The organism is Streptomyces sp. NPDC049879 (genome assembly GCF_044461265.1).
In the GTDB taxonomy this organism is placed as follows: Bacteria; Actinomycetota; Actinomycetes; order Streptomycetales; family Streptomycetaceae; genus Streptomyces.
On record NZ_JBITKT010000005.1, the window covers coordinates 258,573 to 280,760 of the forward strand.

Genomic DNA, 22,188 nt, shown 5'->3' on the forward strand with positions numbered 1-22,188 from the left:
CGTGCAGCGCCAGTAGGCCCGCCGGAACGCTGAGGAGGCCACGGCCTTGGGTAACCACCGCAAGCCGCGCACCGGAGTGCTGGACACCCCCGCGGCCCGCCGTGGCGCGATCGGCGTGGGCGCCGCCGCGCTGGCCTCCGCGTCGCTGCTCGCCCAGCCCGCGTCGGCCGACGACGCCGATCCCCCGTCGATCGAGGAGCAGCGGGAACGGGCCGACGACGCGCGCGCCCGCGCCCGCGACGTCCAGGCGGAGGTGGACGCCCTCTACCGCGAGGCGGGGACGGCGACGCAGCGGTACAACGAGGCGCAGGAGGCCGTGGACGAGGGGGAGGAGTCCGTCGAGCGGCTCCTCGGCGAGGCGGCGGAGGCCGAGGACCGCGTGAACGAGGCGCGCCGCACCCTCGGCGCGTACGCCGCCGCCCAGTACCGCCACGGCACCGGCCTGTCCGACACGGCGCACCTGCTCCTGTCCGACGACCCGCAGAGCTTCTTCGCGGGCCGCCACACCCTCAACCGGCTGGGCGACGTGCAGCAGCAGGCGCTGGAGGACTTCACCGCCGAGCGGCGCGACGCCGAGACGCGCCGCCTGGACGCGGCGGACGCGCTGGCCGGTCTGGAGGACTCCCGCGCGGAGGCGCAGACGCGCAAGGAGGAGGTGCAGGGCCGGCTCGCGGAGGCGCAGCGGCTGCTCAACGAGCTGTCGGCTGAGGAGGAGGCCGAGCTGGCCGAGCTGGAGCGCCTGGAGCGCGAGGAGGCCGAACGCGCCGCCGCCGAGGCGGCCGAGGCCGCCGAGCGCGAGCGGGCGGCCCGCGAGGAGGCGGCCAGGGAGGCCGCCGCCGAGGAGGAGGCGCAGGCCGGGACGCCCGCCGACACCCCGCCGCCCGCCACCGGCGACACCGGCACGTCGAGCCGCGCAGAGCAGGCCATCGCGTTCGCCGAGACGCAGCTCGGCAAGCCGTACGTGATGGGCGGCACGGGTCCGAACAGCTGGGACTGCTCGGGCCTGACGCAGGCCGCCTGGCGCGCGGCGGGCGTCGAACTGCCGCGCGTCACCTGGGACCAGGTCAACGCGGGCACCTCCGTCCCCCGCGACCAGCTCCAGCCGGGCGACCTGGTGTTCTTCTACGCGGACATCAGCCACGTCGGCCTCTACATCGGCGACGGCATGATGATCCACGCCCCGAAGCCCGGCGCGTACGTGCGCTACGAGTCGATCGACTACATGCCCTTCCACAGCGCCCGCCGCCCCGCCTGACCCCGTGGGGCAGGAACTGGTGCTGGCCGGCGTGTCCGGTCTTGTCGCGCTCGCCGGTGTGCTGCTGAGCGCGCGGACGGCGCGGCGGCAGTCGGTGCTGACGGCGCGCATGGAGGACGAACGGGCGCGGCGCGCGCGGAGCGAGGAGCGCTCCGACCTGATGGCGCTGCACCGCGACCCGCTGCTGTGGGCGGCGTTCGAACTTCAATCGCGCCTCTACAACATGGTGGTGCAGGAGTTCGGCCCGTACACGGACAGGACGCGGGAGTACGCGCTGCGCAGCACGCTGTTCGTGTTCGCGCAGTACTTCTGCTGCGTGGAGATGCTGCGGCGGCGCATTCAATTCCTCGACTTGGGGGACCGGGCGGACAACCGGCGGATCATGCAGCTGATCTCCCGCATCGACGGGCTGGTGGGGGCGTACGACGTGGAGGACGCGCGGCAGCTCGTGGTGTTCCGGCACGAGCAGCGGGGCATCGGCGAGGTGATGGTCGTCGAGGACGGGGGCGACGGCGGCGGTCAACGGTGCATGGGGTACGCGGAGTTCTCGTCGCGGCTCGGCGATCCGGAGTTCGCGCGGTGGATGCGGCCGCTGGCCGACTACTGGGCGCTCTGGGCCGACGGGACCGCCGCGCGGGACAAACTCGTCGCACTCCAGCACCACTTGATGGACCTGATCGACTTCCTCGACCCCGGCATCGACCGCTTCCCCGACGCGCGGCGCTCCCGCGTGCCGTCCCCGGAGGGCTGAACGCACCGGTGCCCGGCACCCGCGCGGCGGCGCGGGTGCCGGGCACCGGCGGTCCTGGGGATCAGGCCGTGGCGGGGACCTTCGCGTCCGGGGTCCCCTCCGGCGCCGCGTCGGCCGTCGCGCCGCGTACGGGCGGGATCAGCGCCGCGACGGCTGCCGCGACGAGCGCGACGCCGCAGCCGATCAGCATCCCGGCGCGGAAGCCGTCCTCGGACGGCAGGGTGAAGCCGCCCAGGGAGACGGTCATCTGCGACAGCACGACGCCCACCACGGCGGCCGACACCGACGTGCCGAGCGAGCGCATCAGGGTGTTGAAACTGTTCGCTGAAGCCGTCTCCGACAGGGGCACGGCGCTCATGATGAGCGCGGGCATCGCGCCGTACGCGAGGCCGACGCCGCTGTTGCAGATCAGGGTGACGGCCAGCACGCCCCACGTGGAGCCGAGCAGGAGCAGCGAGCTGCCGTAGCCGACCGCGAGCACCAGCGCGCCCGTGACCAGCGTGAACTTCGGCCCGCGCGCCGCCGACAGCATGCCGCCGAGCGGCGAGACGACCATCATCATCAGCCCGGCGGGGGCCATCCACAGGCCCATGGCGAGCATCGACTGCCCGAGCCCGTAGCCCGTCTCGTCCGGCAGCTGGAGCAGCTGCGGGACGATCAGCGCCTGCGCGTACATGCCGAAGCCGACGAGGATCGACGCGGCGTTCGTCAGCAGGACGCGCCGCCGCGCCGTCACGCGCAGGTCCACGAGGGGGTCGCGGGTGCGCAGTTCCCAGGCGCCCCAGGCGAGCAGCAGGACGGCGGCGGCGGCGAAGAGGCCGAGGGTCAGCCCGTCGCCCCAGCCCCAGTCGGCGCCCTTGGAGACGGGCAGCAGCAGGCAGACCAGCCCGGCGCCGAGGCCCAACGCGCCCACGTAGTCGAAGCGGCCCCGGTCGCGGACCGGTGAGGCGGGGACGAACGACCAGACCATCGCCGCGATGGCGACCGTCAGCGCCGCCGAGCCCCAGAACAGGGCGCGCCAGTCCGCGTACTCGGCGACCGCCGCCGCGATCGGCAGGCCGAGCCCGCCGCCGATGCCCATGGACGCGCTGACCAGCGCGATGGACGACCCGAGCCTCTCCTGCGGCAGCACGTCCCGCAGCAGGCTGATGCCGAGCGGCACGATGCCCATCCCCATGCCCTGGAGGCCGCGCCCGGCGATCATCGGCACGACCGACGTGGCGACCGCGCAGACCAGCGACCCCGCCAGCAGCGGCACGCAGCAGGCGAGCAGCACGCGGCGTTTGCCGAGCAGGTCGCCGAGACGTCCGCTGATGGGGACGAAGACGGCGCCGGACAGCAGGGTGGCGGTGATCACCCAGGAGGAGTTGGAGGGCGAGGTGTCGAGGATCCGCGGGAGGTCGCCGATCAGCGGGGTGACGAGCGTCTGCATGATCGCCGCCACGGTGCCCGCGAGCGCGAGCGTGGCGACGATGCCACCCGTACGGGTGGCGGGCTGGGGGCCGTCCATGGCCAGGGGACTCCTCGGTCGGTGGTGCGTGCGTACGAGCGCGCGACGGTGCACTCTACACGCTCAATGCATCATGCACGTTGCATGCATGATGCACGCCACTGGCATACTGAGGAGACGCGAGACGACGCGCGGGCGCACGCCCCGCTGGAGAGGACGACGGACATGCCGGGCCCCACGCACAGAGTCGAGTTCGAGCAGATGGTGCTCGGGCGGCACACCTTCCTGCGGCCGGGCGGCGCGCGCCCCAAGGGCACCGACCTCGACCGCAGCGCGTACATCCTGCTCAGCCGCCTCGACGTGCAGGGGGCGATGTCGATCGGCGAGCTGAGCGACGCGTTCGGCCTCAACCACTCGACGCTCAACCGGCAGACCGCCACCGTGGTCCGGGACGGCCTGGTGGAGCGCATCCCCGACCCGGCGGGCGGCATGGCGCGCAAGTTCCGCATCACGGCGCGGGGGCGGCGGGAGCTGGAGACCGCGCGCCAGGCGCACGTGGCGGCGCTCGACCGCGTGATGGCGGACTGGAGCGACGACGACGTGACGGCGTTCGCCGCCTACCTCCAGCGCTTCAACACGGACATCGAACGCCTCGACGGCCGCCCCTGGCCGCGCCCCTGACACGACCCCACGGCCACCCCGCCTCAGCTCCTGCGCAGCATCATGACGACGGCGACGATGATGACGATCAGAAGGATAGTTCCCAGGCTGACGTACATGGGCGTGCCCCTTTCTCCGGTCCGACGGGCACCCTCGGTGCCACGCAACCCCTGGTGCCCCGGCTCGCCGATTCCACCAGCCCGGCCCGCATCTTTTGCCCGCCCATGACCCGCCCGGGGGCTACGCGGCGAGGAGCTGGAGGAGGCTGTTCGCGAAGGCTGTCGGGGTTTCGACGGCGGCCAGGTGGCCGCCGGGGAGTTCGGTGAGGTCGCGGTCGGTCAGTTCGGCCAGGCGTGCCGCGGGGCCGTAGAGCGGGGTGATGCCGCGCGACGCGTGGCCCGCCGCCGGGACGAGGCGGTCGGCTGCCGCCGCCAGCGCGTCCATGTCGGGCGTGCTGCCGGTGAAGGGGCAGAGCACGTGTTCCAGGAAGTAGGGCGTGTTCGCGTGCATGCGCGGCGCCATCTCGGCGATCCACGGCGGCAGTTCCGTCACCTCGGCCGCCGTGCGCTCACCGCCGCCGAGGCCGGCCGCCATCCGTTCCATGGCCGCCCCTGCGCCCTCCGCGCGGAACGTGTCGCGGACGCCGGTGAACAGCGCGCGGTGCGGCGCCGGTTCCGCCAGCAGTTCCACGAGCGGCGGCTCGTGCGCCACGACCCGCCGCAGCCGTTCCGGGTGCCGGGCGAGGAGGCCGAGCGCGGCGATCGCGCCCGAGCTGCTGCCGAAGACGGACGCCTCTGCGCCCGGCGCCACGTGGTCCAGCAGCCGGTGCGCGTCGTCCGCCCAGACGGACACCCGCTGGTCGCCCGGCGGCCCTTCGAGGGGGCTGCGCGACATGCCGCGCGGGTCGTAGGTGACGACGGTGTACGAGGCGGCGAGCAGCGGCGCCATGCCCGCGTACATCCCGGCGTCCCCGGCCCCGCCGGGTATCAGCAGCAGGACGGGCCCTTCGCCGCGCACCTCGTGATGCAGGACCGCGCCGGGCACGGGGAGGGTGTCGGAGTGGGGGTGGGGGGCGTTCATGGTCGTGCGCTCCGTTCCTGGGCGGTGGACGGCCAGTTCTCCAGCAGGACGTGCAGCGCCTCCAGGGATCTGGCCCATGAGTCGTCGAGCCGCCGGGTGTGCTGGAAGCCGCCGCCGAGTTCGAGGTGGATGAAGCCGTGGAACGCGCTGCGCAGCAGCCGTCCGGCGTCGGTCAGGTCCGGTTCGGTGAGGCCGTAGGCGCGGAGCATGCCGTACGTGAGGTCGACGCTGCGCAGCAGCTCGGCGGTGTCGGTGATCTCCTCGGGCGTGATGCGCAGCTGGGTGGCGGCGTAGCGGCCGGGGTGGGCGAGGGCGTAGTCGCGGTACGCGTCGGCGAAGGCGGTCAGGGCGTCCTTGCCCGCGCGGCCCGCGACGGCGGCCGCGATGCGGTCGTTCAGCTCGGCCGAGGCGGCCATGGCTACGCGGACGTGCAGGTCGCGGACGTTCCTGACGTGCGCGTACAGGCTGGCGTCCTTCACGCCGAAGCGGCGGGCGAGCGCGGACAGGGTGACCTTGTCGATGCCCTGCTCGTCGGCCAGCTCGGCGGCGGCCGCCGTCAGCCGGGCGGGTGTCAGTCCGGCGCGGACCATGGGCGCCACCTCCTCGAACCTGGGACTTGCAGGCAGAAACCTAACATGCCTAGGTTTGTGAGGGCGCGCCGAAGCGGGGGTGTGGTGAGGGGGGTCAGCCGATGGCCGCCGCGACCACGACGACGGCGAGCAGTGCCACCAGCGCTGCGGTGACGATGCGGGTCCTGGTCCTGGCGTTCACCCGTCCAACGGTACGCCCAGCCGCCACGCCGCCTCCGTCGTGTACGGGAGTCCGTCCGCGCCGCCCATCAGCAGCAGCCGTTCCACGCGCCACTCCCCCGTCCGCAGCCCGGCCAGCGCCGCCGTGTACGGGGCGAGGACGCCGCCGCGCCCGCCGCGCGCGAGGGTGAGGTGCGGCCGGTACGAGGGGTGCCGTTCGTCCTCCTGGCGCGGCACGGCGCCCGCGAGCCGTACGAGCGCGCCCGTGTCGCCCGTCACCCCGGCCCACAGCACGCGCTCGCCGAACGTCCCGGCGCCCGCGAGCCCCAGGGTGAACGGGCCGGTGAGCGCCGCCGTCCGCGCGAGCCCGGCGAGCAGCTCGGCCCGTTCCTCCGGGGTGCGCTCCCCGTAGAAGGCGAGGGTGACGTGCCAGTCGGCCGGGTCGTTCCAGCGGAGCGTGTCCGCGCCCGGCAGGCCGCGCAGCCCGGCGACCCGCGTCCGCAGTTCCCGGACGATCTCCTCGGACGGCACCACCGCCGCGAACAGCCTCATGCCCCGGATCATCCCCGCCCGCCGCCCGTATGATCAACCGCCATGCAGATCAGACGAGGTGGGCCGGACGACGTACCCGCGATGCTGGGGATGCTGGACAGCGCGGTGGAGTGGCTGGTGGCGCGCGGCCGTACGGGGCAGTGGGGCACCGAGCCGTGGTCCACGCGCGAGGGGCTGCCGGAGCGCGTGGCGGGGTACGTGCGGGACGGCGAGGTGTGGATCGCCGAGCTGGACGGGGTGTCCGCCGGGGCGATGGTGCTGCTGCCCGCGCCGCGCGCCCACGTGCGCCCGGCGGACGAGCCGGAGGTCTACGTGCAGCTGCTCGTCGCGCACCGGCGCTTCGAGGGCCGGGGCGTGGGGGCGGCGCTGCTGCGGCAGGCGGTCGCGGAGGCGCGGCGCAAGGGCGTGGACCTGCTGCGGGTGGACTGCTACGCGGGGGGTGACGGCGCGCTGGTGGCGTACTACACGGGCCAGGGCTTCGCGCCCGTCGAGACGTTCGCGGTCGGCGAGTGGCAGGGCCAGGTGCTGGGGCGGCGCGTCCTCACGGGCGGCCAGGTCTGACACGACGCGCGACGGCCCGGCGCACCCGCGGGGGTGTGCCGGGCCGTCGCGCGCCGTCAGGCCGTGGCCGTCAGCTTGTCGCGGTCGCGCGGGACGAACGCGACCCGCCGCCGCCCGGCGCGCAGCGAGATCTCCAGCCGCAGCCCGCCGATCCTGGCGAGGACGAGCGCCACGCCCATCGCGGACAGCAGGCAGATGACGCCGCCCGACGCCATGCCGAGGCGGGCGCCGAACTGGTCGGTGATCCAGCCCGTCAGCGGTCCGCCGATCGGGGTGCCGCCGACGAACACCATCATGAACAGGCTGATGACCCTGCCGCGCATGGCGGGGTCACTGGCCAGCTGGATGCTGGAGTTCGCCGTGACCTGGAACGTGAGCGACGCGATGCCGACCAGCGGCATCACCAGGGCGAAGACCCAGAACGCCGGCGCGAGCGACGCCGCCGTCAGCGCGACGCCGAACAGCGCGCCGGCCGCCACCGTGAACCGCATCCGCCGGCTGCCGCGCCGCGCGGCGAACAGGGCGCCGACCACGGACCCGGCGGCCATCAGGGAGTTCAGCAGGCCGTACGTCCCGGCCTCGGAGTGGAACACCGTGTCGGTGAACGCGACCAGCCAGATCGCCGCGTTGAACCCGAAGGTGCCGATGAAGCCGACCAGGACGATCAGCCACAGCAGGTCCGGGCGGCTGCCGACGTAGCGCAGGCCCTCGCGCAGCTGGCCCTTGCCGCGCGGGGTGCGCTCGGCGGGGTTCAGCTCGGCGGTGCGCATCATCAGCAGGCCGATGACGGGCGCGGCGAACGACAGGCCGTTGATGAGGAACGCCCAGCCGGAGCCGACCGCGGAGATCATCACACCGGCGACGGCGGGGCCGACGAGGCGGGCGGACTGGAAGTTCGCCGAGTTGAGCGAGACCGCGTTGCGCAGCAGGCGCGGCCCGACCATGTCGGAGACGAACGTCTGCCGCGCCGGGTTGTCCACCACCGTCACCATGCCGACGACGAACGCGACGGCGTAGACGTGCCAGACGTTGACGACGCCGGTGAACGTGAGGGCGGCCAGCGTCAGTCCCGTGACGCCGAGCGCGACCTGGGTGCCGAGCAGCAGGCGCCGCTTGTCGAGGCGGTCGGCGAGGACGCCCCCGTAGAGGCCGAACAGCAGCATCGGGAGGAACTGGAGCGCCATCGTGATGCCCACGGCGGCGGCGGAGCCGGTCAGTTCGTGGACCAGCCAGTCCTGGGCGATGCGCTGCATCCACGTCCCGATGTTGGAGACGGAGGAGCCCAGGAAGTGGATCCGGTAGTTGCGGACCCGGAAGGAGCTGAAGGTGGATATCTTGTCGGTCGTCAGGGGTGCGGGTGCGGAGTCTGCTCCGGGTCCCGGACTCAAAAGTCAACACTCCTTCGTGCGAAACAGTCGTGCGGTGTTTCGGCGGTGCGGTCGTTCTGCGGTGCGGTCGTCCTGCGGTCCTTCTTCGGTGCGGCTCAGAGGTGCGCGAGCTTGTGGAGGACGGGCGCCGCCTCGCGGAGCGCGGCCCACTCCTCCTCGTCCAGCTCGGCGGCGAGGTCGGCCAGCCAAGCGTTACGCCGGCTGCGGCTCGCCTCCAGCACCTCCTCGGCCTGGTCGGTGACGGCGACGAGCTTCTGCCGCCGGTCGTCCGGGTGGGGTGTCAGCTCGATCAGCCCGCGCTCCTGGAGGAGCGTGATGATGCGGGTCATGGACGGCGGCTGGACGTGCTCCTTGCGGGCCAGTTCGCCGGGGGCGAGCGGTCCGCAGCGGGCGAGGGTGCCCAGCGCGGACAGTTCGGCCAGCCCCAGCGTGCGGTCCCCGCTGAGGTGCCGCAGCCGCCGGGAGAGCCGGAGGACGCCCATGCGCAGCGCGTTGACCGCCTCGGCGTCCTCGGGACTGTCCAGCTTCAGCTCGGGCATGCACCACCGCCATCACTCATTAGCTTGCCTAACGAAAGATATTACGCCCATATGACTGTGTACATTCCTGCTCGGCCGTCGGAGTGACGCATTGCACGAGACCTCCACGCCGCGCACACCCCCGGCGGCCCCGGGGACCCCGCGCACCCCCCGAGTACGCTTGCGCCATGCGCTGGGCGAATCTGACCGACGGCAAACGCGAGGCCCCCGAGCCCCTGGAGGGCCCGGTGGTCGGCACCATCGTCACCGGCACCGTCGTCTGGGCCGTCCTCTTCGTCGCCCAGCTCCCCTTCTACGGCTGGTTCGACGACAACGGGCACACGTGGTGGCTGTGGTGCTGCCTGGCGGGCGCGGGCCTCGGCACGTTCGGCGTCTGGTTCGTCCGCCGCCGCGACGCCGCGATCCGCGCGGCCCGGGAGCGTCAGGCCGACTGAGCACGACCGCCCGGTTACCTTCGTCGCATGACGGAGAACGGGGCGGCGCCCGGACTGTCCGCGGCCGAGGTCGCCGAACGCGTCCGGGACGGCCGGGTGAACGACGTCCCCACCCGCTCCTCCCGCTCCGTCGGCGAGATCGTCCGCGCCAACGTCTTCACCTTCTTCAACGGCCTGATGGGCACGCTGTTCCTCGTCGTCCTGGTCGTCGGCCCGCTCCAGGACGCGCTGTTCGGCTTCATCGTCATCGCCAACGCCGCCATCGGCATCGTGCAGGAGCTGCGCGCCAAGCACACCCTCGACAGCCTCGCCGTCGTCGGCGAGTCACGCCCCGCCGTACGCCGCGACGGCCGCACCGCGCGCGTCGCGCAGCACGAGATCGTGCTGGGCGACCTGATCGAGCTGGGCCCCGGCGACAAGGCGCCGGTGGACGGCACCGTGACCGAGGCCGACAGCCTGGAGATGGACGAGTCCCTGCTGACCGGCGAGGCCGACCCGGTCGTCAAACGGCCGGGCGACGCGATCCTGTCCGGCAGCTTCGTCACCTCAGGGGGCGGCGCGTTCACCGCGACGCGCGTCGGGCGCGAGGCGTACGCCGCCCGGCTCGCGGACGAGGCGTCGCGCTTCACGCTGGTCCACTCCGAGCTGCGCACCGGCATCGGCCGCATCCTGCGCTACTGCGTCGGCATCATGATCCCGGCCGCGCTCGGCCTGATCCTGAGCCAGCTGCTGGTGGAGCGCGCCGACGTGCGCGAGGCGATCCGCCGGATGGTCGCCGGGATCGTCGTCATGGTGCCGGAGGGCCTCGTCCTCATCACGTCGGTCGCCTTCGCGGTGGGCGTGGTCCGGCTCGGGCGCCGCCAGTGCCTCGTGCAGGAACTGCCCGCGATCGAGGGCCTGGCGCGCGTGGACACCGTCTGCCTCGACAAGACCGGCACGCTCACCGAGGGCGGCATGGACCTGGCGGAGCTGCACGCGCTCGACGGCACGTCCGAGGAGTGCGCGCGCCGCGTCCTCGGCGCGCTGGGCGCCGCCGACCGGCGTCCGAACGCGAGCCTGCGCGCCATCGCCGACGCCTGCCCGCCGCCGCCGGACGGCCTGCGGGCGGCGGACACCCTCCCGTTCTCCTCGGCCCGCAAGTACAGCGGCGCGGTCCTCACCGGCGGCGACGGCGGGGGCACCTGGCTGCTCGGCGCGCCCGACGTGCTGCTGCCGGAAGGTCATCCACAGCTTGTGGAAACCGAACGGCTGAACGCGCGGGGCCTGCGCGTCCTCCTCCTCGCCGCCACGGACCGCGCCCTGGACGCCCCGGCGGACGCCCGGCGGCACCCGCCGGAACCGGCCGCGCTCGTCGTGCTCGAACAGCGCGTGCGCCCCGAAGCCGCCGCGACACTGCGCTACTTCGCGGACCAGGACGTCGCCGCCAAGATCGTCTCGGGCGACAACGCGGTGTCGGTCGGCGCGGTGGCCGCCCGCCTCGGCGTGCCGGGCGCGGACCACCCGGTGGACGCGCGGACGCTGCCGGACCCGGACGAGGAGGACGACAGCGGGGACGGCGAGGCGGCGGTCGAACGGGCCACCGTCCTCGGCCGCGTCACCCCCGAGCAGAAGCGCGCCCTCGTCCGCGCCCTCCGCGCGCGCGGCCACACCGTCGCCATGACCGGCGACGGCGTGAACGACGCGCTGGCCCTCAAGGACGCGGACATCGGCGTCGCCATGGGCTCGGGGTCCGAGGCCACCCGCGCGGTGGCGCAGATCGTGCTGATGGACGACGACTTCACCACCCTCCCCTCCGTCGTCGCCGAGGGCCGCCGCGTCATCGGGAACATCGAGCGGGTCGCCGGCCTCTTCCTCACCAAGACGGTCTACTCGGTGGTGATGGCCGTCGCCGTCATCTGCACGGCGGTGCCCTACCCGTTCCTCCCCCGGCACCTGACGCTGCTGTCCGCACTGACCATCGGCATCCCGGCCTTCTTCCTCGCGCTCGCGCCCAACACGGAACGTGCCAGGCCCCGGTTCGTGCGGCGCGTGCTGCGGATCGCCGTGCCGTTCGGCCTGATCGCGGGCGTCGCGACGTACACCGTCTACCTGCTCGCGCGGGGGCACTACGAGGGGCGGACGGACGGCGCGCTGCGGGCCGAGACGAGCGCGGCGACGCTGACGCTGTTCCTGATCACGCTGTGGGTGGTCGTGATCATCGCGAGGCCGCTGACGTGGTGGCGCGTGCTGCTGGTCGCGGCGATGGGCGCGGCGTTCCTGCTGGTGATGGCCGTGCCGTGGCTCCAGCGGTTCTTCGAACTGCGGCTCGCGGGCTGGTTCCTGCCGTGGACGGCCGTGGGGGTGGCGGTGGTGGCGTGCGTCCTTCTGGAGGTGACCGTCCTGGTGCGTCGCGCACGCGCGCGGGGGCGCGGGGAGTAGTCTCCCCGCCATGACGGAATTCGTACTGGTGTCCGGTGCATGGCTGGACGAACGGGCGTGGTCGGACGTCGTGCCGTATCTGCGGGCGGCCGGGCACGGCGCCCATCCGCTGACGCTCTCGGGGCTCGGCGCGCGGCAGGGCGTCCCGGCGGGGCAGCGGACGCACGTCGAGGACATCACCGGCGCGATCGAGGCGCGGGACCTGCGCGAGGTCGTCCTCGTCGGCCACAGCTACTCGGGCATCCCGGTCGGGCAGGCCGCGGCGCGGATCGGCGACCGGCTCGCCCGCGTCGTGTACGTGGACGCGAACATCCCGATCGACGGCCGCCCCTTCGCCGACCCGGCGGGCAGGGGGGCCGAGGTCGCCGAGGCGATCGAGGCGAACGGCGGGTCCTGGCCGCTGCCCCCGGCGACCGAGTTCGAGGGCCAGGGCCTCACCGAGCCGCAGCTCGCCCGCCTCCTGGCCGAGGCCGCGCCGCACCCGGGCGCCCCGCTCACCGAACCCGCCGCCCTGGACCGCTCCCTGTCCGAACTGCCCACGACCTACGTGAAATGCCTGCTGGACTGGCCCGAACCGTTCCCGGAGGTCGCGGAGTTGCTGACCGGCCCGCTGTGGGAGCTGGTCGAGATGGACACCGGCCACTGGCCGATGTACTCACAGCCACGCGAACTGGCCGACATCCTGCTCGCGGCGGCCACGAGGAAGCGCCCCTGACTGTTGCCGGATGTTTCCTTTTGGGAAACAGCGCCATCACCCCCACATCGCTGCCGGGGGGCGGATTTCAGAAGGTCGCGTGCCGCTGGTGTTAGCGAAGGCCAACGGTATGCTGCCGCCCTGACTCCGCCCTCCACCACGCTTCCGGACGGTGAACCCATGGCTGCTGTCTTCCAGGACCCCATCCCCGACTTCCATTTCGACCGGGCGGCGGTCGGCGAACTCGCGGACAAAGACCCCTGGAAACGCCAGGAGGACTTCACCAAGGCCGTCGAGCCCGACGCCATGGCGGACACCGCCGCCGCCTACCAGCGCGCCGCCGCCGAAGCCCACACGGTCAAGGACCTCGCCACCACCGCCAGCCGCATAGCCGAAGAAGCCGGGCACCACGACCACGCGCCCCTCGCCGACGCCGCCGAACGCATCGACATGACCACCCGCGACATCGACGAACCCGGCATCGAAAAGGTCATCGGCGCCGTCCAGAGAACGATGAACGCCGCCCTCGACACCGACGAGGCCGTGGAGAAGCTCATCCACGACGGCGGCCTCGAATACAGACTCAGCCGCCACGCCGCAGACGCCGCCACCGAATGGGCAGGCTGGCAGGCCGCCCGCGACATCCAGCTCCCCGGCGCGGGACACATCTCCGACAACATCCCCACCATCAGCATCAGCTACAACGGCCGCTCGGTCCCCATCCCCCCGACCTGGGCAGGCGACACCTACAGCTACCCCCTCACCCAGACCCTCGCCGACGACGTCCGCAACCGCCACCTCGACCAGGCCGTCGAGACCACCGAGGACTACGACGCCAAGGTCGCCGACGAGATCACCGCCTACCTCCACCGCCTCGCCGGCTACGCCCGCGAACTCGACGACGCCGGCTACGACCTCTGGGACGGGCCCCTCGACCTCTTCACCAGCCCCGAAGCCGCCACCCTCACCGCCGACGCCCTCACCGCCGAACTCGCCAAAGACCACCCCGACATCGAACGCCTCACCGAATACACCAGCCTCATCCGCATGCTCCGCGACGACATCGTCCACCCGGTCAGCCATTTCGACAGGGAGGGCGCAGGGGGCAACGAGGACCCGTTCAAGCGGCCCATGACACGGGAGGAACGCGAGTATCTGCTGGCGTTCTTCGGCGCGTTGACCCCGGAGACCCTCTCCGGAGTCGGACGCGACCTCTTCGAACGCGACGCCGGGATCGGAGACCGTTTCCTTCCCACCGGGGTCCCCTCCCTCTCACTCGACGAACGCCCCATCTCCCCCGCCCCCGACGCCGCCTCACTCGAAGGCGTGACCACCGACCTCGCCAACGGCATCCTGATGCTCACCGACCACTGGCGTGGAGGAGGGGTGCAGACGTACGACGAGTGGCCCGACGAGTACATAACGAGTGAAGTGCCCGACTCCATCGGCTCGCTCCTCGCCTACGAAACCGACGACAAGCGTATGAACTCCCGCGCGGACCCGGATGACGTCCTGCACTTCGGCACCCTGCTCGACACCGCGACCATGCCGGCCAGTGCCGACATGCGGCATCACGCCCTGGTGGCGGCGAGGGAACTCAGGGGCCACCAGGTGGACGACGAAGGCTCGTACTTCGGCAAGCACTACGCGGACTGGGACGTCGACTACGACTCGGACGGCTTCGGGGGATGGGACACGTCGAAAGGGAAGTGGGTGCACGACAGCGGCTACGAAGGGGAGGTGCCGGAGTGGAACGGTTACCACTGGGAGAATGTGGAGCCGTCCTGGCCGGGGGCCAACGACTACGAGAACGTGTGGAACGGCCCCGAGTGGAGTTCCAGGGAGGGCGTCTTCGGCTGGAACAACGTCTTGGAGCGCTGGCGGTAGCGGCCCGGCGCCCGGCTCAGGCCGGGCAGGGTTCGCGCCAGGCGTCCAGGTCGAGGCGTTTGACCATCGAGCTGAAGCCGAGGGCCGTCGTCTCCGCGCAGAACTCGTCGGCCGTCAGGTCGTATTCGACGTGGAACACGGCCTTGTCCTGCTCGATGAACGGCAGCAGCAGCTCGCACTCGCCGAACGCCGCGCACTCCTCGCTCACCGCGAAGTCGAAGTCGTCCACCAGCTCGGCGGCCTGCGCGCCGTCGTTCTTCAGGCCGACCGACAGGCCGCGCTCGTGGGCGAGTTCGGCGACCATGCGGTTGAACGCGAGCTGGTCGTCGGCCGTCAGCGGGAAGCCGGTGTCGTTCGTCCAGCCTTCCAACAGGTCGGGTTCGACCGCGTCGAAGCCCTTGTCGCGGCACATGTCGAAGCGCGCGGCCAGCAGCGGGCGCAGCGTGTCGAGTGCGCGGATGTCGAACCAGCGCTCGCCCGGCCAGCCGTTGCCCTCGCCGAGCAGTTCCTCCGGGAACGCGTCGGCGTCGGGGCGGAAGTCCTCCCAGGCGCCCGCGTTGATGTAGCAGATGACGCGGGCGCCGCGCCCGTGCAGTTCGGCGACCTGCGCGGCGCTCGTCTCGAAGCCGTCCACGTCGTACACCGGCACGTCCACGGTCGTGTCGAGCGTGCCGGACAGCTGCCACTGCCAGGGCGTGCCGGGCGCGGGCCGCCAGAACTCCGCGACGGCGGGCTCCGGTTCGGGCTCGGGCTCCGGGTCGCCGCCGCAGGCCGCCAGGGCGCGCGCCAGCAGCGCGGCGCCCAGGGCGGCCCGCGCGCCGGTCAGTCGAACCACCGCGCCGTCTCCAGCTCCGCCGCCCGCGCCGGGTCCTCCAGCAGCGCGGCCAGCTCGAAGCGGCGCGGCCAGCGGCCCGTCGCCCAGGCGAGCCCGGCCGCGAGGCCCTCGAACGTCGCCGCGTGCAGCACGCCGTCCGCCGTCAGCCGCCACTCGATCTCCGTGCCGTCCACGACGAGTTCGTCGTGCTCGACATAGGTGGCCGGGGTGTCGGTGCCGAGCAGGTCGCGGGCCGCCTCGGGGACGTCCCGTTCGGTGCCGTCCTCCGGCGGCGGCGCGGGCAGCGCGGCGCTGAGCGGCCGCACGTCCAGGACCGCCGCCAGCTCGGCGGCCAGTTCCGGCGGTACGGGCAGCAGCGCCCGGCCCGTCGCCAGCGGCAGCAGGTCGGGGGCGTCGGCGACCAGCGCGGACGCCGCCGGGACGACGCGCGGTTCGCCGTCCACGACGGCCCGCAGCTCGTCGGGCAGCGTGACGGCCTCCGGGTCGAGGTCGGCCAGCAGGGCGTAGAGGCCGTGCAGTTGCGCGGGGGTCACGTCCACGTCGGGGTCGGCGAGGCGCGCGAGCAGGTCGGCCGCGCCGCCCGGCTCGGCGAGCAGCGCGCGGGCGCTGGTCCGCACGCCGAGGGCGTGCAGCACCTCGTCGTCCACGTCGGCCGTGTCGGCGTCCTCGTAGAGCCCGGCGAGCAGCGGGTCTCCCCCGGCGGCGCGTAGCCCCGCCGGCCGCCGCCCGTCGAGGACGGGCGCGCCGCGCAGCCACCAGGCGGTGTACGAACGCGCCCGCTCCGTCGTGCCGTCCGGCATGCGCACGCGCAGCGGTGTCGTGAGGGCGGCGCGCAGCGCGGGCGAGCCGGAGATCAGGGCGAGGGCCTGCGGCCAGGCGGCGTCGTCCACGAGTTCCAGGTCGCGGATGCCGACGACCTCGGTGGCGACGGGCGGCAGGTCCGCGTCGGGCAGGGCGTCGAGGACCTCCTCGCACCAGACGTCCACGGAGTCGAGCAGTCCGACGTCGTCGGGCTCGTCCCAGGAGGAGTCGCGCGGTTCGAGGTCGTCCGGGTCGAGTACGACGTCGGAGGCGCGCACGGTCGCGAAGTCGGCCTGCACGCCCACGGCGGCGAGGGTCGCGGCGCCCCACTCGGCCGCCAACGCGTCGTCGCAGGCGGGGAGTTCACCGGCACGCATGATCCCGGCGAAGGGGCTGCCTGGCAGCACGAGGTCGGCGGCGGGCGACAGTTCGCCGTCCTCGTCGGGCAGGGCGAGCGCGGACAGCCACGGCTCGTCGCCGGGGCCGAGGCCCGCGTCCCGCACCAACGCCAGGACGATCCCGGCCAGTTCGGCGGCCGGTACGGCGTCCTCGTCCCACACGTCGGGGTCCGGGTCGGCCGACGCGGCGACGGCGGCCCGCACCTGAGGGCTCGTCAGGACGGCGCGCGGCGTCGCGGGCGCGGCGCCGAGCTTCTCCAGCAGCGGGTGCGCCGCGTCGGGGTGGGCGATCTTCAGCCCGAGCCGCCCGAGGTCCGCCGGGTCGGTGCCGGGCACGGGCAGCAGGACGCGGTTCGGCCCGATGGTGGTGCGGCCGTCCGCGAGCGGCACCGGGAGGCCCGTCAGCAGTTCCGGATCGACCCCGGCCAGCGACTCGTACAGCCGCCACCACCACTCGGCGGGCCGCTCCACGCCCACGAGCCGGTCGATCGCCTCGCCGAGCGGTACGCGCGCCACCTCCAGGACCCGCAGCTCCGCGCGCCGTTCGAGCCCGGCGGGCAGCAGCACGGGGAACAGCTCGGCGAGCACGGCGACGGTCTCCGCGCCCGCCCGTTCCACCAGTTCGGCCTCCATGGGCCGCAGCGCCTCGGGCGCGCCCTCGGCGTGCGGCGCGGCGCCCGGGAGGAACGCGGCGCCGGGCAGCCGGTCGAGCAGCGACGCCCGCAGCGCGCCGTCGAGTTCGCCGCGCCCGAGGGGCCCGGGGACGAGGGCGAGCGTCCCGGTGGTGACGGGCCGCCAGTCGGTGAGGAGGGAGACGTACGTGTCGGCGGCGCGTTCCAGCAGGAAGTCGGTGAGGGGGCCCGGCGCGACGTGCCGCCGCGTCGGCTCCAGGGGGAAGCTGGCGATCAGCAGGGCGGGCAGGCCGAGCGCGTCGTCGGTGGGCGTCGGGGCGTGGACGACGGGCGCGCTGGCGGGCGCGGCGGGGGCGCCCTCGGCGTCGACGGGGACGGCCCAGGTGACGGACCAGTGGGTGCGTTCGCGCTCTTCGAGCGGCCGGTCGGCCATCAGCTCGGGTGCGGCCTCGCCGCTGGCGGTGGCGACGCGCCAGCGGGTGGAGCGTACGGCGCTCCCGGCCGGGCCCGGCTCCTCGGTGATCTGCGTGTACGGGCCGAACTGGGCGCGGGTCAGGGTGCGTCGGCCGCCGGGGGTGGTGACGGTGATCTCGGTCACTCCTGGCAGGGCGAGCAGCAGCGTGTCGTCCACGGCGTCGAGCAGCCGGTTGGCGAGGTCCTCGGCGGCGGCGTCGCGCAGGGGCAGGCGGACGGCCGTGTCGTAGCCCTCGGGGACGGCCGCGTCCGGGTCGGGGAACGGCAGGCGCAGGAGGGGCACGGCGTGCCGCTGCCCGGCGCGGCGGTCCAGCTCGGCAAGCAGCGCGTCGTTGTCCTCGGCGGTGGCGCGGGCCAGTTCGGCGGCCTCGCGCAGCGACCAGCGCACGCCCCCGCCGTCCGCGCTGGCGACGGCGGGCTCGTCGCTGACGGCGAGGACGGCGGCGAAGCCGACGCCGAAGCGGCCCACGGTGCCGCCCGCGTCGCGCTTGGCCGAGGCGCGCAGGGTGGAGAGGGACTCGGCGCCCGCCGCGTCGAGGGGGGCGCCGGTGTTGGCGGCGGTGAGGACGCCGTCGCGCAGGTCCAGCAGCAGGCGGCCCTCCGCGTCGGCGCGGGCGGCCGCGTCGGCGGCGTTCTGCGCCAGCTCGACGACGAGCCGGTCGCGGTAGCCGCCGCGCGCCAGGTCCTCCTCGGCGTTGGCGTCCTCGCGGAACCGGGCCGGCGAGGCGGTCCATGCGCTCAGCACACCGGAACGCAGGCGTCCGGTGCCGAAGGGATCGTCGTGCTGGTCGGTCGTCACGGGAGCGACAGTACCGGGTACGCGGACCCCCGCCCGATGCCGGTGCGCGGCCACACCGGCCGCCCCTGGTCAGCGCCCCGGCCACCCCGCCACGGGACGCGCCGAGGCGCCCGTTGCCGGGGCCCCGGCAACGGGCGCGGACGGCGAAGGGGACCGCACGCCGGAGCGCGGTGCGAAGGCCACAGCGGATACGCGCCGCGAGAGCGGGAGGGCGGTGTCCACCCCCGGACGGCCGCCACGACTCGACGGCGGCCAGCGGGCGGGTCCCCCGCCGAAGTGGGGCCCGCAGCTGCCTGCCCGACGGACCGCGCCTGCGTACGCCGGTGGCCGTCGAATACCACCGGGTGGTGCTGGGGCTGCGATCGCGCCGGACTCACCGGGGCGCGACCACCTCCAGAGCAGGACGAGCAGCGCCATGCCTCAGCCGCACACCACCCGGCGCACAGGAGACCACCGCCGGAAGTCCCGGCCTCCGGCGAAGGCGCGCAACGGCCAGGGGTACGCCCGGGAGCGGTGCCCGTATCCCCGCCCCCGGCTCAACGCCCCGCGACGGCCGCGCACTTGACCCCCGGCATCCGGCGCGGGCCCGCGAGAGACCAGCGGCCTCCGCACCGCCGCCCGCGCCAGGGGGACGCCCCGAACACGTGACCTCCCCGGAGCGATGCCGCCGCCCGAGGGAACACCGTCACCACAGGCCGGCCAACGCCGCCGAAGCCGACGCGAAGCCAACGGCGTTCCCTCACCACGCGGACAGGCCGCACCACACCGACCCGGCGCAGGCGCGCGAGGAGCCTGTGGCCTCCGCGCCTGGCCAAGGGCACCCTCCAGGTCCGTATCCCCTCAGCCAGGAGCCCCGCGACGGCGACGCACTCGGCGCCGCCAACGCCCGGCGCGGGCGCGCGAGGAGCCTGCGGCCTCCGTACCGCCGCTCCGGGCGCGGGCAAGGTGACCGCCCGAGGAACACCGCCACGACAGGCCAGCCCTCCGCCGCCGGAAGCCGACGCGAAGCCAGCGGCGTTCCCTCACCGTGGGAAGACTTTGCGTCGGGCGCGGGCGCACGAGGAACCAGCGGCCCGCATCGCCGCACCGCGCCAGGGGCGTGCAGGAGGCAGCCCGCCGCCGACGAGCACCCCCGACACCGTTGCCCCGATCCGGCGCAGGCCGCCGCGCCGAGCGCGGAAACGGTGAGCGCCGGCGGCGTTCCCCCGCCTCACCGAGTCGTCCGGGCGCCCTGCCCGTCACCCCCCGGACACACGCCCGCAGCACGCGCGGGCGAGGGCGTCAGAGCGGGTCGGCGCCGAGGTGGTCGATGACCGGCGGCGGGGGCTGCTGGTGCTTCGGCTGCTCCGCGTCCGAGTGGGCGCCGCAGCCGTAGGCCAGCGACACGACCCGCCCGTCAGCAGGCGAGTACTCGTTCGCGCACACCCCGAACGCCTGGCGCAGCGAGCCCGCGAGCGGCAGCAGGAAGCCGCAGCTGGCGCACCCGGCGGGCGCCGCCTGCGCCATGGGCGTCTCGGGCCCGAACGCCTCTTCCCACCGGTCGGCGGCCTCCTGCGCGCCGAGCCACGACAGGACGCGCGGGCGGCCGAAGCCGAGCTGGAGCGCGACGTCGGTGACGGTGGCGCGTTCCGCCGTCTCCTGTTCGGGGGCCGTGGCCTCCCAGCCGGGTTCGAGGCGGGGGTCGTCGTCCTCGGCGGGCAGCAGGTCGCCTGGGCCGAGGTCGCCGGGGCGCAGCCGTTCGTGCCAGGGCACCCAGGCGGGCGCGAGCAGCGAGTCGGGGCCGGGCGTGAGCGTGACCTCGTCGACGGTGACGTACTTGGCGCGCGCCGCGCGGGTGACGGTCACGCCCCAGCGCCAGCCGGTGTAGCCGGGGTCCTCGGCGGCGAAGAGGTGGGTCACCAGCCTGTCGCCCTCGGCGACGGCACCGAGATACGCGCCGAGCGGCTGCGGGTGCGCCGCCTCCGCGGCGGCTTCGCGGGCCACGTCGACCGCCTCGGCGCAGAGCCGGTCGGGCGTACGGCTTCGCATCCCAGCATTCACGAGAACTCTCTCTCCTCCGCCGTCGTACCGGTGCGGGCGCCTGAGGGCGAACGGAGCCGACGGAGCGGACGCTGGGGACCGCTGCGACGTCATGCTGAACGAGGCAAGGCGCACCGGACGCCCACGCTACCGCACACCCCGACCGGCCGACGCGCGCGTCCGGCGACGGGGGGACGGGCGCCCGGACGGCTGTAGCGGACCCGTACGGATGCGTGACGGGCGGCGGGGTAGACGGAACGGCACAACACGCCGCCGGTTCCCCGGCGGAGGCTGGCGGCGTGCCCTGTCGGTCCCCTAGAACAGCGACGTACCCGCCGCGGAAACCCAGGTAAATGCCATGCGCGAAGCACGAACCGCCGGGCCCTCTGCCCGTAGGCTTGAGGCCGTGGCTGGTGGCAGCTCGTCCGACACCCAGAACAAGACCGGCTCGGGCCGCCTGGCCCGCACGGCCCGGGCGGGCGGGCACGCCCTGCGGGCCTTCCCCGTGTTCGTCGGCCGCCGCATCAGGCGGGCGACGACGGCCGAGGGCGCGGGCGAGTCGGGCCTCTCCAAGCTGATCGAGCTGCACGCGGTGCACTCGGCCGGGGACATGCTCATCACGATGGCGCTCGCCTCGACCATCTTCTTCTCCGTGCCGACGGCGGAGGCGCGCGGCCGGGTGGCGCTGTACCTGGCGATCACGATGGCGCCGTTCATCCTCCTCGCGCCGGTCATCGGGCCGCTGCTCGACCGGGTGCCGCACGGCCGCCGCGCGGCGATGGCGGCGGCGCTGCTGGCGCGCGGCGTGCTGGCGCTGGTCATCGCGGGCGCGGTGGCGAGCGGCGGCCTGGCGCTGTATCCGGCGGCGCTCGGCGTCCTGGTGTGCTCGAAGGCGTACAACATCGTGCGGGCCGCGGTGGTGCCACGGCTGCTGCCGTCGCGCGTCTCCCTCGTCAAGGCGAACGCGCGGATAACGCTGACGGGTCTGATCTCCGCCGGTGCCGCCGCGCCCGTGGGCCTGGCGCTGGGCGCGCTGGGCTCGCGGTGGCCGCTGTACGCCGCCTGCGCCGTCACCGTGACGGGCGCGTTCCTCTCCTTCCGCCTCCCGGGGCAGGTGGACCTGGCGCGCGGCGAGCGGACGTACCACCTGGCGGAGCTGCGCGAGACGCGCGCCGCGCTGGCGCGGGAGCGTGACGACGGGGCGCGGGGCGGGCTGCTGCGGGCGCCGGGCTCGTCGGTGGCGAAGGCGCTGCTGGCGAACGCGTCGCTGCGGTCGCTGTCGGGCTTCCTGCTGTTCTTCATGGCGTTCCTGCTGCGGACCGAGTCGCTGCCGGGGCTGTCGGCGGCGTTCTCGCTGGGCCTGGTGGGCCTGGCGGCGGGCGCGGGCAACGCGGCGGGCAACCTGCTGGGCAGCTGGCTGCGCGACCGGGCGCCCGAGCTGATCCTGCTGACGATGCTGCTGACGGCGCTGACGGTGACGACGGCGGCGGCGGTCGCGTACAGCGCGGTGACGGTGGTGGCGGTCTGCGCGGTGGCGGGGATCTGCCAGGCGATGGGCAAGCTGTCGCTGGACGCGATGATCCAGCGGGACGTGCCGGAGGTGGTGCGGACGTCGGCGTTCGCGCGGTCGGAGACGGCGGTGCAGATGTCGTGGGTGGTGGGCGGCGCGATCGGCATCTCGCTGCCGCTGGACGGGACGCTGGGCATGGCGGTGGCGGCCGTCCTGGTGCTGGTGGGGACGGTGCTGGCGACGCGCGGCCTGCTGAGCGCCGCGCGGCGCGGCACGCCGCACCCCCGCGTCCGGTGACCTCC

General features: G+C 74.2%; 18 protein-coding genes. 9 read left to right on the top strand and 9 right to left on the bottom strand.

The window, feature by feature from the left end:
• Positions 1 to 46: 46 nt before the first annotated feature.
• Together ACIBPC_RS19115 and ACIBPC_RS19120 are read left to right on the top strand one after the other, a co-directional pair.
• Positions 47 to 1,255: an NlpC/P60 family protein gene (locus ACIBPC_RS19115; protein ID WP_398846111.1), complete on the top strand. Its 1,209-nt coding sequence runs from the start codon at positions 47 to 49 to the stop codon at positions 1,253 to 1,255.
• A 4-nt stretch (positions 1,256 to 1,259) separates the two neighbouring features.
• Complete coding sequence (locus ACIBPC_RS19120) at positions 1,260 to 2,006, top strand: hypothetical protein (protein WP_398846114.1); 747 nt, start codon at positions 1,260 to 1,262, stop codon at positions 2,004 to 2,006.
• A 61-nt stretch (positions 2,007 to 2,067) separates the two neighbouring features.
• On the opposite strand, the gene ACIBPC_RS19125 is transcribed toward ACIBPC_RS19120, so the two are convergent.
• Positions 2,068 to 3,516 carry an MFS transporter gene (locus tag ACIBPC_RS19125; RefSeq protein WP_398846117.1) on the bottom strand — a complete coding sequence of 483 codons (1,449 nt, stop codon included), beginning with the start codon at positions 3,514 to 3,516 and terminating at the stop codon, positions 2,068 to 2,070.
• A gap of 165 nt (positions 3,517 to 3,681) precedes the next feature.
• Between ACIBPC_RS19125 and ACIBPC_RS19130 the strand changes: the two genes are divergently transcribed.
• A complete protein-coding gene (locus tag ACIBPC_RS19130; protein ID WP_362963789.1) occupies positions 3,682 to 4,137 on the top strand; it encodes a MarR family transcriptional regulator in 456 nt (151 codons plus the stop codon).
• 219 nt (positions 4,138 to 4,356) lie between these two features.
• On the opposite strand, the gene ACIBPC_RS19135 is transcribed toward ACIBPC_RS19130, so the two are convergent.
• The 3 genes from ACIBPC_RS19135 to thpR all read right to left on the bottom strand — a co-directional run bounded on the left by ACIBPC_RS19135 (position 4,357) and on the right by thpR (position 6,497).
• Positions 4,357 to 5,196: an alpha/beta fold hydrolase gene (locus ACIBPC_RS19135; RefSeq protein ID WP_398846121.1), complete on the bottom strand. Its 840-nt coding sequence runs from the start codon at positions 5,194 to 5,196 to the stop codon at positions 4,357 to 4,359.
• A complete protein-coding gene (locus ACIBPC_RS19140; protein ID WP_398846123.1) occupies positions 5,193 to 5,786 on the bottom strand; it encodes a TetR/AcrR family transcriptional regulator in 594 nt (197 codons plus the stop codon). Before ACIBPC_RS19140 ends, ACIBPC_RS19135 begins: the two co-directional genes overlap by 4 nt.
• A 177-nt stretch (positions 5,787 to 5,963) precedes the next feature.
• The gene (gene thpR, locus ACIBPC_RS19145; RefSeq protein WP_398846126.1) at positions 5,964 to 6,497 is read right to left on the bottom strand and encodes an RNA 2',3'-cyclic phosphodiesterase; all 534 of its coding nucleotides are present in this window, start codon (positions 6,495 to 6,497) and stop codon (positions 5,964 to 5,966) included.
• A gap of 42 nt (positions 6,498 to 6,539) precedes the next feature.
• On the opposite strand from thpR, the gene ACIBPC_RS19150 reads away from it, so the two are divergent.
• Complete coding sequence (locus ACIBPC_RS19150; RefSeq protein WP_362963777.1) at positions 6,540 to 7,058, top strand: GNAT family N-acetyltransferase; 519 nt, start codon at positions 6,540 to 6,542, stop codon at positions 7,056 to 7,058.
• A gap of 56 nt (positions 7,059 to 7,114) precedes the next feature.
• On the opposite strand, the gene ACIBPC_RS19155 is transcribed toward ACIBPC_RS19150, so the two are convergent.
• Positions 7,115 to 8,446 (bottom strand): MFS transporter, encoded by a 1,332-nt coding sequence (locus tag ACIBPC_RS19155; protein WP_362963775.1) that lies wholly within the window; start codon positions 8,444 to 8,446, stop codon positions 7,115 to 7,117.
• 95 nt (positions 8,447 to 8,541) lie between these two features.
• Complete coding sequence (locus tag ACIBPC_RS19160) at positions 8,542 to 8,985, bottom strand: MarR family winged helix-turn-helix transcriptional regulator (RefSeq protein WP_398846130.1); 444 nt, start codon at positions 8,983 to 8,985, stop codon at positions 8,542 to 8,544.
• A gap of 167 nt (positions 8,986 to 9,152) precedes the next feature.
• On the opposite strand from ACIBPC_RS19160, the gene ACIBPC_RS19165 reads away from it, so the two are divergent.
• The 4 genes from ACIBPC_RS19165 to ACIBPC_RS19180 all read left to right on the top strand — a co-directional run bounded on the left by ACIBPC_RS19165 (position 9,153) and on the right by ACIBPC_RS19180 (position 14,418).
• Complete coding sequence (locus tag ACIBPC_RS19165) at positions 9,153 to 9,419, top strand: DUF2530 domain-containing protein (RefSeq protein WP_362963771.1); 267 nt, start codon at positions 9,153 to 9,155, stop codon at positions 9,417 to 9,419.
• Between the two features lie 27 nt (positions 9,420 to 9,446).
• Positions 9,447 to 11,837, top strand: a complete 2,391-nt coding sequence (locus tag ACIBPC_RS19170; protein ID WP_398846132.1) for an HAD-IC family P-type ATPase — start codon at positions 9,447 to 9,449, stop codon at positions 11,835 to 11,837.
• 10 nt (positions 11,838 to 11,847) lie between these two features.
• The gene (locus ACIBPC_RS19175; RefSeq protein WP_398846135.1) at positions 11,848 to 12,552 is read left to right on the top strand and encodes an alpha/beta fold hydrolase; all 705 of its coding nucleotides are present in this window, start codon (positions 11,848 to 11,850) and stop codon (positions 12,550 to 12,552) included.
• Between the two features lie 159 nt (positions 12,553 to 12,711).
• Positions 12,712 to 14,418 (top strand): hypothetical protein, encoded by a 1,707-nt coding sequence (locus tag ACIBPC_RS19180; protein WP_398846137.1) that lies wholly within the window; start codon positions 12,712 to 12,714, stop codon positions 14,416 to 14,418.
• Positions 14,419 to 14,434: 16 nt separating this feature from the next.
• On the opposite strand, the gene ACIBPC_RS19185 is transcribed toward ACIBPC_RS19180, so the two are convergent.
• From ACIBPC_RS19185 to ACIBPC_RS19195, 3 genes are all read right to left on the bottom strand, one after another.
• Entirely contained in the window at positions 14,435 to 15,253 is an 819-nt protein-coding gene (locus ACIBPC_RS19185; RefSeq protein ID WP_398846139.1) for an endo alpha-1,4 polygalactosaminidase, read from the bottom strand.
• On the bottom strand, positions 15,241 to 18,357 hold the full coding sequence (locus tag ACIBPC_RS19190; RefSeq protein WP_398846144.1) for a sacsin N-terminal ATP-binding-like domain-containing protein: 3,117 nt from the start codon (positions 18,355 to 18,357) through the stop codon (positions 15,241 to 15,243). The genes ACIBPC_RS19185 and ACIBPC_RS19190 overlap by 13 nt, the downstream gene beginning before the upstream one ends.
• A gap of 1,281 nt (positions 18,358 to 19,638) precedes the next feature.
• The gene (locus ACIBPC_RS19195) at positions 19,639 to 20,385 is read right to left on the bottom strand and encodes a DUF3027 domain-containing protein (RefSeq protein ID WP_398846146.1); all 747 of its coding nucleotides are present in this window, start codon (positions 20,383 to 20,385) and stop codon (positions 19,639 to 19,641) included.
• Positions 20,386 to 20,734: 349 nt separating this feature from the next.
• Between ACIBPC_RS19195 and ACIBPC_RS19200 the strand changes: the two genes are divergently transcribed.
• Positions 20,735 to 22,183 (top strand): MFS transporter, encoded by a 1,449-nt coding sequence (locus tag ACIBPC_RS19200; RefSeq protein ID WP_398846149.1) that lies wholly within the window; start codon positions 20,735 to 20,737, stop codon positions 22,181 to 22,183.
• The last annotated feature ends 5 nt before the right edge of the window (positions 22,184 to 22,188 follow it).

Bases quoted from the DNA above. Each gene is read 5' to 3' on its own strand.
- ACIBPC_RS19125 (WP_398846117.1), bottom strand. From the start codon at position 3,516: ATGGACGGCCCCCAGCCCGCCACCCGTACGGGTGGCATCGTCGCCACG.
- ACIBPC_RS19170 (WP_398846132.1), top strand. From the start codon at position 9,447: ATGACGGAGAACGGGGCGGCGCCCGGACTGTCCGCGGCCGAGGTCGCC.
- ACIBPC_RS19140 (WP_398846123.1), bottom strand. From the start codon at position 5,786: ATGGTCCGCGCCGGACTGACACCCGCCCGGCTGACGGCGGCCGCCGCC.
- ACIBPC_RS19180 (WP_398846137.1), top strand. From the start codon at position 12,712: ATGGCTGCTGTCTTCCAGGACCCCATCCCCGACTTCCATTTCGACCGG.
- ACIBPC_RS19150 (WP_362963777.1), top strand. From the start codon at position 6,540: ATGCAGATCAGACGAGGTGGGCCGGACGACGTACCCGCGATGCTGGGG.
- ACIBPC_RS19160 (WP_398846130.1), bottom strand. From the start codon at position 8,985: ATGCCCGAGCTGAAGCTGGACAGTCCCGAGGACGCCGAGGCGGTCAAC.
- ACIBPC_RS19200 (WP_398846149.1), top strand. From the start codon at position 20,735: ATGCGCGAAGCACGAACCGCCGGGCCCTCTGCCCGTAGGCTTGAGGCC.
- ACIBPC_RS19130 (WP_362963789.1), top strand. From the start codon at position 3,682: ATGCCGGGCCCCACGCACAGAGTCGAGTTCGAGCAGATGGTGCTCGGG.
- ACIBPC_RS19135 (WP_398846121.1), bottom strand. From the start codon at position 5,196: ATGAACGCCCCCCACCCCCACTCCGACACCCTCCCCGTGCCCGGCGCG.
- ACIBPC_RS19175 (WP_398846135.1), top strand. From the start codon at position 11,848: ATGACGGAATTCGTACTGGTGTCCGGTGCATGGCTGGACGAACGGGCG.
- ACIBPC_RS19195 (WP_398846146.1), bottom strand. From the start codon at position 20,385: ATGCGAAGCCGTACGCCCGACCGGCTCTGCGCCGAGGCGGTCGACGTG.
- ACIBPC_RS19165 (WP_362963771.1), top strand. From the start codon at position 9,153: ATGCGCTGGGCGAATCTGACCGACGGCAAACGCGAGGCCCCCGAGCCC.
- thpR (WP_398846126.1), bottom strand. From the start codon at position 6,497: ATGAGGCTGTTCGCGGCGGTGGTGCCGTCCGAGGAGATCGTCCGGGAA.